At 40.3% G+C, this 7,970-nt stretch carries 3 protein-coding genes; all 3 read left to right on the plus strand.

Features of this window, described 5'->3' with window-relative positions:
* Positions 1–973: 973 nt before the first annotated feature.
* Positions 974–2,521 carry a caspase family protein gene (locus V7K89_RS31640; protein ID WP_335194438.1) on the plus strand — a complete coding sequence of 516 codons (1,548 nt, stop codon included), beginning with the start codon at positions 974–976 and terminating at the stop codon, positions 2,519–2,521.
* Entirely contained in the window at positions 2,472–4,442 is a 1,971-nt protein-coding gene (locus V7K89_RS31645) for an esterase/lipase family protein (protein WP_335194440.1), read from the plus strand. Before V7K89_RS31640 ends, V7K89_RS31645 begins: the two co-directional genes overlap by 50 nt.
* 355 nt (positions 4,443–4,797) lie before the next feature.
* Positions 4,798–7,668 carry an nSTAND1 domain-containing NTPase gene (locus tag V7K89_RS31650; RefSeq protein ID WP_335194442.1) on the plus strand — a complete coding sequence of 957 codons (2,871 nt, stop codon included), beginning with the start codon at positions 4,798–4,800 and terminating at the stop codon, positions 7,666–7,668.
* The last annotated feature ends 302 nt before the right edge of the window (positions 7,669–7,970 follow it).

Below are 7,970 nucleotides of genomic sequence, written 5' to 3' on the forward strand. Positions count from 1 at the left end.
CGGATTAATCGCTTATTGCCATCAACCTAAGAAACCCAGCCTTCAGATGGAGTGGCTTTTATCTCAACCTGCTTAACCCGAACTCAGGTTCACTTTAAGTTTTAATTTAATTTTTCAACAAATATCTAAATGGGGAGTTCTGAATTCTGATTTCTGAATTCTTCTTAAGAAGTACAATTTTTATGATCGGGCGATCGCTATACTTCTGGCAAAACTGCTTTTTTTGCGTTCTTCTTCGCACCTTTGCAACAGAGACTTTGACGTCACTTGCTTTAATGGGGAAAACACACAAGCAAGTGTCCTTCCCTTGGCGGGCTTGAAGTCAGAAAATCTCTTAAGCAACGGCTCTTTTAAAAGCCTAACAATGCTTCTAGTCAAGGCATAGAGCTGCCAGTGCTGTGCAACTTCCTTGCTCAGTTGTGGCTAGAGGAGAAAATTAAAAATTTGCAATTTGCATAAAAGGTGTGATAGCGACTGAATAAAAGCTAGGTGATATAAAATTAGTGATTTTCTGCTCGTAAGCTTCTAGTGGGACTTTAGAGTTTTGGACATAAAGTAACCTGGAAAATCTTACTGTGCAGGCTTTTATGTTTTGTTACCACTACATATTTACATCAGTATATCTAGAATCTCAAAAATCTCAATTTGCCAGTAAAAATCATTGATGCATATAAACTGCATATTGCTGATTGTGCTAGCTGTTAACACCTCCAGAATTCCTGTGTTGATGTACAGTCACCCTCTTATTTGGGATGAACAATCACGAATAAAATCGGTGTTTCACCCTCTTTTTGCTCATTTGGAATACTCCCTAATTTAGGTTGTAGTAAATGTCCTAAAACCTTTGATAACCGCTTAGATTCTGCGTTGAATAGAGACTTTCAAAAAACATAAAAGTGGGGAAATAAGCCATAATTACAATCATTTTATCTGAGCAATTTAGAAATCATAGCTTCAGGAGAGACAAATAATCATGACTCGTAACTTATATGCTTTGCTAGTTGGTATTGACAATTATCCTGATTTAAATCATCGACTCCAAGGTTGTGTAAACGACATTACAGCAATAGAAGAGTATCTTAACGAACGGTTTGATCAAAAAGAATACCAATTAGACTTACAAACCCTTAAGAATGACCAGGCAACCCGTAAGGCAGTCATTGATGGTTTCCGGAAGCATCTTCGTCAAGCTGGGCAAGATGATATAGTTTTGTTTTACTACAGTGGTCACGGTTCTCAAGAGTTGGCACCAAAAGAATTTTGGCACTTAGAGCCAGACCATCTTGATGAAACCTTAGTATGTTATGACAGTCGTACCAAAGGCGGCTGGGATTTGGCAGATAAAGAATTAGGAAAACTCATTGCCGAAGTAGCAGAAAAAGACCCGCACATTACCATTATTATGGATTGCTGCCACTCTGGTTCCGGCACCAAAGACCCATTGCAAGAAACAGGAATACGTCGCTTCCCTACAGACAAGCGAGAACGCCCACTGGATAGTTTTATTTTTTCTCTCGCCGACTTAAGGCAACTTTCAGATTCCCGTGACCCAGAAAAACACCCCAGTGGGTGGAAGATACCCAAAGGTCGTCATGTACTTCTAGCTGCTTGTCGAGACTACGAAACAGCGAAGGAATACTACGGCGGTGACAAACACCGGGGTAGTTTTTCTTATTTTTTGATGGATACGCTTTCTAAAGCTAACGGAAAGCTAACTTATCGAGATTTGTTTGGGCGGACAAATGCCATCATCCGCAGTAAAATTACAGCCCAGTCTCCTCAGTTGGAAATGAATAATCCTGAGGATGAAAACAAGTTTTTCCTTGATGGAGCGATCGCAGAACGTCACCCCTACTTTATTGTTAAAAATGACCCAAACTATGGCTGGGTAATTGATGGTGGTGCTGTCCACAGAGTGCAGCCACCCAAAGACGGCGAAACCACTTTACTAGCACTATTTTCCTCTGATGCCAATATCGAAGACCTGCGTGAGCCAGCAAAGTCTGTGGGTACAGCAAAAGTGACTAGGGTGCTACCAACGCAGAGTCAGGTAGATATCAAAGATGTCCCAAACCTGACTGCTGATGGTACTTCTTTTAAAGCAGTTATCACCAGCCTACCGCTACCACCTTTAGGGGTTCACATTGAAGGAGATGAAGCTGGTGTAACTCTCGCACGCCAAGCACTAGCAACAGTTGGACTTGATAGTAAAGCTTCACCCTATGTACGCGAGGAGAAAGAAGTTGGTAAAGGCGAGTTTCGCCTACTTTGTCGTCATCAACAGTATTTAATTTCCCGACCTACAGATGACCGATCTTTAGTAGCTCAAATTGATGGCTATAGTCCAGAGAATGCAAAACAGGCAATTCAACGTTTAGAGCATATTTCCCGTTGGACAACTATTGCAGAACTCTCAAATCCAGCAACTAAGATTAGAGCCAATGATGTAGAGATGAAACTCATCTTTGAAAATGAAGAATCAATCTCAATTGCAGCAGATGCGTTTGCAGTACACCTATAGGGATGGTAGATGGCAAAATCCAGAATTTCAACTGAAACTTACTAATAAAAGTCAGAATCCACTTTACTTTGGCTTAATCAACCTTTCAGACAATTTTGCTATTAGCGCCCCATTTTTTGAAGCAGGTAGCATTAAGCTACAACCAGGAGAATCAGCACTGGCTCTAGACGGCGAAAACTTGATACTCGAAGTTCCAGACGATTTGTGGTTACAGGGGATTACTGAGTACAAAGACATAATTAAATTGATTGTCAGTAACGAGGAATTTGATGCTAAATTGCTGACTCAGAATAAACTTGATGCTCCTCGTCCACCTGTCACAAGAGATTTAGAATCTGCAAATCAAAGTAGCCTTGAGCGTTTGATGAATCGAACTCAAAATCGTGAAATCAAAGCTAAAAGTGCAGCAAAGTATGACGATTGGTATGCACAGGAAATTACCATTACCACTGTACGTCCCTTAGACTCTACCCCAGTTTCTCAGACAGAACAAAAATTATTAGGATCAGGGGTGAAATTACAGGTGCATCCTAGCTTGGTGGCAAATGCTCGCTTAACTACCACACCACAAGTCAGCCGAGATTTAGGAAATCAAATTTTGCCCCCTATCCTGCGAGAAGATGCAGAAGTTACTCGACCTTTCCAATTTACTACCAGTAGAGGTACTGACCCAGGATTAAGTGTATTGGAATTGAACGAGATTCAAGATTACACAGTTGTCACCCCAGATGCACCTTTGAAGTTATTAGTAGATGTACCATTAGCAGACAATGAATATCTTCTTGCTGTTGGCTATGATGGGGAATTTTTCTTACCTTTAGGTCGCGGTCAAACAACTCAAGATAGGAAAACAGAAATTGAGATAGAACGATTACCAGCCCCAGTTAGTCAGGGAGAACGTAGCCTACAAGGGTCTATTCGCATCTTCTTTGAAAAAGTAATCAGTCGAAATTTTGGGCGGGAATTTAAGTATCCTATTTTAGCAGTGGCTGAGGTGGAAGACGACAATAAAGTAACCTATAAACGGGATGTAGTTGATGTTCAGCAGCGAGTAGCACAAGCAAAACGAATTGCCCTCTACATTCACGGCATTATTGGCGATACTGAAAGTTTAGTCAACACCATTAAACACCCTGTATTGCAAGCAGATGGACAAAAGCGTTCCATCAGTGAACTTTTCGATGTAGTTCTCACCTTTGACTACGAAAATCTGAATACTTCAATTAAAGAGAATGCTGAAAATTTAAATCAGCGTCTAAAAGAAGTGGGTTTAGGAGCAAACCATGGTAAAGAGTTGCACATTATTGCTCATTCAATGGGAGGTCTAGTTTCCCGTTGGTTTATTGAGCGAGAAGGAGGTAATAAAGTTGTCCAACATTTAATTATGTTGGGTACACCAAATGCAGGTTCTCCTTGGCCAGTTGTTGAAGATTGGGTAAAACTGACTTTGGGTATTGGACTCAACAGACTTTCTACACTTGCTTGGCCTGTAACAGTGCTGACAGGTTTGATGGGAATTCTGGAAAAAAATATTAGAGTAGCTCTAGCTGAGTTAAACCCAAACTCTGATTTTCTCAAATCTTTGGCAGCAAGTGAAGATCCTGGCATTCCCTACTCAATTATCGCTGGCAACACATCTATTATTCCGGCAGCATTAGAGCAGCAGCTAGAGAAAAAATCAAGTGTTTTAGAACGGCTAGAGCAAAGTTTATTTAAGAAAGTTGTAAATTTACCTTTTTTTGGTGTACAGAATGATATTGCAGTCACTGTAGATAGTATCCAGAATATTCCCAAAGGGCGATCACTTGCACCCTTTGTTCAAGAAGTAGCTTGCGACCACTTAAGTTATTTCAGTATCCAATTAACAGAAGTCGGGTTAGATGCTTTGATTACAGCGATCATCACCCAAGAAAAGAAGTAGACAGTTGAAAGACAAAAAAAGCATTTACTTTTGTTATTATTGCCTTGAAAAATTCTATACCAATACAATTAATTTAAGGATTGTTTGTAGAGATTTGATATGTGTTGAGATGTTGCATTGCAACGTCTCAAAGCGAGATTATCAGTCGTACAAGTTATCTTAACTTAAAAGTATTGTGTTATAAGCATCAGACTTGCCGGAAAACGAAAACGATACAAGCCCCTGAATTTATTGCTCGGGATCATTAATTTTGAATTTTAAATTTTGAATTCTGAGCGAAGCGACGTGATGCTGTGTCTGTGCGTGAGATTTTCAAAAGTATTCGACTGGAATTAAAATTAGATGAGGTTTACTAATGTCTAAGCATAAATTCAATCGGAATTTTGCGATTATTATCGGTATAAATGACTATGGAAATGGTATTAGAGAGTTAGAAACAGCAGTTCCTGATGCTCACAAACTGGCTCAAATTCTCCAAGAGCAACATCAGAATCTCAAACAGCAATATCAAGCACAAAATAAATATGAAGTCCAGTTGCTATTGAATAAACGTGTTACCCTTAGCAAAGTCAAAGAACTGATTGAAGACTTCAAACAAGGACAAATAGCTTTTGACAACGAAAAAGTGGTAGTTACCGAGAGCGATCGCGTCCTCTTCTATTTTGCCGGACATGGTATTGCCTTAGAGGCTCTAGAAAATCAAGAGGGGCCAGTGGGTTATTTGATTCCGCAAGATGCCACATTAGGGGATAGCAACACCTACTTGCCGATGCAGGAGTTACATGATGCCCTGAATGCACTCCCTTGTCGGCATATGTTAGCAATTCTCGATTGTTGCTTTGCAGGCGCTTTTCGTTGGGCAAGTCTCAAGCGAGAGATTCAGCCCAAAGTCACAGTCTATAAAGAACGCTACGATCGCTTCATTAGTGATGCCGCTTGGCAAGTGATTACTTCTGCGGCTGACGATCAAAAAGCTTTAGATTCTTTGGGACAGCGCGGGACAATAAAAGAAGGTAACGAGGTTCACTCTCCCTTTGCCAAAGCTCTTTTTGATGCTTTACGCGGGGGACCTGATGAAGCTGCCGACTTTAATGAGGATTGTATTATCACTGCAACTGAGCTTTACTCATATCTGCGCGATAAGATTGAAATCCTCACAGAAAATCAGTACAAGCGACAAACCCCTAGTTTCTGTCTGCTCAAAAAACATGATAAAGGGGAATTCATCTTCCTTTTGCCAAATTTTGACCGAGATAAATTGCAGGATGCACCACCATTAAATCAGAAAAATAATCCATATCGAGGATTGCAATCTTACGACGAAAAAGATAGTGGCTTGTTTTTCGGTAGAGAAAATCTCATCAAACAACTTTATCAACCCGTCGTTTCCGATCAACAAGCGTTGACATTAGTATTGGGTGCTTCCGGAACGGGAAAATCCAGTTTAATGAAAGCTGGGTTATTGCCTCGCCTGCGTCAATCTACCGAGTATCAGTTTCAGATTTTAGACCCCATGCGACCGGGGGAAAGTCCCTTAAAGGCTTTAGCACAGGTGTGTTTGCCACTTACAACTACAATTACTGTGGATGAACTGGCAAAAAACGAGCAAGCTTTAGCAAACATCATTCAAAGTTGGAGCAAAACTCATCCCAAGACAAAATTATTACTGCCAGTTGATCAGTTTGAAGAATTGATAACTCTGTGTAAAAGTGACGAAGAACGAGAGCAATTTCAGAAACTCATTAGAAGTGCTATCGCCCAATATCCCAACAACATCGATATAGTTATCACTCTGCGACTCGACTTTGAAGCTCAATTTCAAAACTCTATTCTCAAGGACTTCTGGAATGATGACGCCCGGTTTGTTGTACCACCAATGACTCAAGATGAATTGCGGGAGGCGATTGAGAAACCAGCATTGGAAAAAGTCGTTTATTTTGACCCTCCTAGCTTGGTGGACGAACTGATCAACGAAGTCGTACAAATGCCAGGTGCTTTACCCTTGCTTTCTTTCACCCTCAGCCAATTGTACCTGAAATATTTAGAGGAGCGAAGGGACAACCGCGCTTTAACTAAGGAAGATTACAAAGAGTTAGGAAGAGTCGTTGGTTCTATAACCAAGCGTGCGAACCAGGAGTATGACCAGTTAGTAAAAGAAGACCCCGCTTACAAAGATACAATACGTCGGGTGATGCTGCGGATGATTTCATTACAAGGTGGTGAGTTAGCACGGCGACAGGTTCCTAAGTCTGAACTGGTGTACCCAAACGAGAAAGAAAACGAGCGAGTACAAACACTGATCAAACGCTTTTCTGAAGCCCGTTTAATTGTTGAAGGTTCTAATTCTCAAGGCGAACCCTATGTAGAGCCAGCCCATGATGCTTTGGTACAGGGATGGGATAAGTTACTAGTGTGGAAACGAAAAAACCAATCAACCATAGTTCTACAACGGCTACTAACGCCTGCATCTGTTGATTGGAAAAATGAACAATCGAGACAGTTTCTTTGGAATACTAACCCCCGTCTTAATGTATTAAAAGACATACTTGATTCTAATGACAACTGGCTCAACACAGTGGAGACTGAGTTTATACAACAAAGCATTAGACAAAGAAATAAAGACACCCGTTCGCGTTGGGGCATTGGGATCACTGTCTCAATTGTTCTCTCAACATTTCTTGCATCTGCAACGACATTAGTGGCGACAGTACTGTCTAACTTGAAAAATAAACCAGATGTCATATTTGCTTCTCCTGGGCAGGAAATTCACGGTCATACAGGTTATAAATACGTTTACACTCTTAATACTGTAAAAACCTTTCCACCAGCTGTACAGAACCAAATTATGATAGGTATTAAAAAAAATACACCAGCATGTATAAATGTTGGTCAAGTGGAGAACGGGGAAAAAAGTCAAAAGGCAGAATCTTTCAAAATAAATGCACCAAAAAAGCCAGGTATATACTATGTTCAATTTACATTTGCTTTAGAACGTGGTTGTGATCAAGATGCTATAAATAGCTGGTTATCTGAAGCATATCGAATCTATGATCGATCAACAATAGGGATTATTATTGTCGCAAATGTATTTGACTTTTCTGTTTATAAAGAAATTTGGTCAGCCTATTCTAAGAATGTACCTAGTACAGCCGTTGCAACTGATGAGCAGTATGTAAGGGGGGATATCTATGTTTCTTTAATAGACTTTGAGTTTGAAAAAAAATAGCGTCCGTGTTTCCCAAAAATATGCCTTCTTTGAAGAGAAAAAATTGAAAGTTTCACACTAAGCCGTGTTTTTAAACTATAAGTACAACAAAAGTGACGCGATCTCAATCATGGTTGTATAATTCGCAGCGAGCTTCTCATATCCGGTAATAATATGTCGAAACTGCTCCAGTCGAGCAATGAACCCCTGCAAATCCAGACAAGTAGATTGACTCCTAAGAAACACATTCCGTAGCGTTGGAAATAGGGATGAGCTCTAAGCCAAAAGCTTGAGCTTTTATCTTCAGGTTTTTAAGTATCCGG

It is taken from the genome of Nostoc sp., assembly GCF_036917515.1.
In the GTDB taxonomy this organism is placed as follows: domain Bacteria; phylum Cyanobacteriota; class Cyanobacteriia; order Cyanobacteriales; family Nostocaceae; genus Nostoc.